The sequence below is a fragment of the Stenotrophomonas sp. Sm6012 genome (assembly GCF_030985895.1).
Taxonomy (GTDB): Bacteria; Pseudomonadota; Gammaproteobacteria; order Xanthomonadales; family Xanthomonadaceae; genus Stenotrophomonas; species Stenotrophomonas forensis.
The window spans coordinates 1-2,105 of the sequence record NZ_JAPTFX010000264.1 but is presented as its reverse complement, the minus strand read 5'-3'; the positions used below and the strand labels follow the sequence as shown (position 1 = coordinate 2,105).

At 67.3% G+C, this 2,105-nt stretch carries 1 protein-coding gene; it reads left to right on the top strand.

The genetic code is table 11. The annotated features are described in order from the left end of the window. The first annotated feature begins 95 nt into the window (after positions 1 to 95). Positions 96 to 2,078 (top strand): S9 family peptidase, encoded by a 1,983-nt coding sequence (locus tag O0J73_RS22240; RefSeq protein WP_308309662.1) that lies wholly within the window; start codon positions 96 to 98, stop codon positions 2,076 to 2,078. The last annotated feature ends 27 nt before the right edge of the window (positions 2,079 to 2,105 follow it).

The window sequence follows — 2,105 nt, the reverse complement described above, 5'->3', positions numbered from 1 at the left end:
GGGGCGGTCGTTTTTTGGTCCCTGTGGCATCCGCCGCATGTACGTGCCTAGAATCGCGTATCCGGACAGGCTGTCCGGTTTTCCATGGGGGAAGGATGCGCAGGATTGTGCTGGCTGTGGTGCTGGGGGCCGTATCGGGCGGGGCAGCGGCGGCGACGCTGGATCTGGATCGTTTCCTGCGGCAGGAATCGTTCACCGACATCAAGATTTCGCCGGGCGGAGAGTACGTTGCCGCCACGGTACCGCTGGAAGCCGGGACGGCACTGGCGATCTATCGCATTGCCGACATGAAGATGGTCGGCAGCTTCCGTCCGCCACGCAACGACCACGCCCACACCTTCGACTGGGTCAGCAACGAACGGCTGCTGGTGGGCATGGCGCAGAAACTCGGTCTGCTGGACCGGCCCACGCCGACCGGCGAGCTGTTCGGCATCAATGCCAACGGCAAGGGCGGCGAGCTGCTGGTGGGGTACCGGGTTGCCGACCAGAGCCTGGGTACCAACATCAAGGTCAAGCCGGCGGGCATGGTCGCTGCGTACCTCAGCGACGAACTGAAGGACGACGACCGCAACGTGCTGGTCACCGTGGTTCCCTTTGTCGGCAACACGCATGCGCAGATCGAGCGCATGGACGTGATGACCGGTCGCCGCAACGCGGTGGCGCGGGCGCCGGTTGCCGATGCGCACTTCACCACCGATGAGCAGGGCGAGGTGCGATTCGCGCGCGCTGCCGTCACCGATGGAACGCAGAAGCTCTACTACCGGGCGGGCAGCAACAGCGAATGGATCCTGCTCAACGACGAGGCCCTGAGCAAGCGCATCGAAGTCCCCCTCGGTTTTTCGGCCGACGGTCGCCTGGCCTATCTGCAGGTCGAGCAGGCCGAAGGGCCCGACGCGATTGTCAGCTGGGACCCGCAGAGCAATGAGCGGCGCACCATGCTGCGCGATGAAACCGCCGATCCGGCACGCATCATCCGTCGCCCCGGCAGCCGCGTGCCGGTGGGAGCGCTGTTCCTTGGCGGCGCGCCGCGAACGGCGTTCTTCGATGACGCCTCGGACGAAGCGCGCCTCTACCGCAGCCTTGAAGCGGGCCTGGGAGGGCCGGTCTACATCACCTCCAGCACGCGCGATGGCAGGACTGTGCTGGTGGAGAGCTGGTCAGGCCGCAATCCGGGTGACTTCTATCTGTATGACACGGTGGGCAAGAGCGCCCGGCACCTGATCAGCCGCAGCGACTGGGTCGACCCGGCGCTGACCGCCGAGGTCCGCCCGATCAGCGTCAAGGCGCGCGATGGCCGCCCGCTGCATGGCTTCCTGACGGTCCCGCACGGGCGCGAGGCGCGTGCACTGCCGATGGTGGTACTGCCGCATGGTGGGCCGATCGGTGTTTCCGACCATGGCGCCTACGAGGCCGAGACCCAGATGCTGGCAGCGGCCGGATACGCGGTGCTGCAGGTCAATTTCCGCGGTTCTTCCGGCTATGGCCGGGCGCACATGCAGGCAGCGCGCAAGCAATGGGGGCTGTCGATGCAGGATGACGTCACCGATGCCACGCGCTGGGCCATCGAACAGGGCGTGGCGGACAAGGACCGCATCTGCATCTACGGCGCCAGCTACGGCGCCTATGCGGCGATGATGGGCGCGGTGCGCGAACCGGGTCTCTACCAGTGTGCGGCCGGTTATGTCGGCATCTACGACTTGCCGCTGATGTATGCCCGGGGCGACATCCAGAGCGATGAATCAGGCCTGGCGTACCTGCGCAACTGGCTGGGGTCGCCCAAGGAGCTGGCGGAACGCTCGCCGGTGAACCTGGCCGGGCAGGTGCGGGTGCCGGTATTCCTGGCCGCAGGGGGCCAGGACCAGCGCGCACCGATCGTGCACAGCGAGCGCATGGAGGCGGCGTTGAAGAAGGCCGGCTCGCCGGTGGAGAGCCTGTACGTCAAGAACGAAGGGCATGGCTTCTACAACCTGGCCAACCAGCGCACCTACTACAGCCGGCTGCTGGCCTTCCTCTCGCGCAGCCTGGGCGGGGCCACCGCCGGCGAAGCGGCACAGGCCGGCGGCGGCAAGGCGCCGTAACTGCAGCGGCGCGCGCGGGACGCGCGC

Coding starts and splice junctions, on each gene's coding strand:
- O0J73_RS22240 (WP_308309662.1), top strand. CDS start 96: ATGCGCAGGATTGTGCTGGCTGTGGTGCTGGGGGCCGTATCGGGCGGG.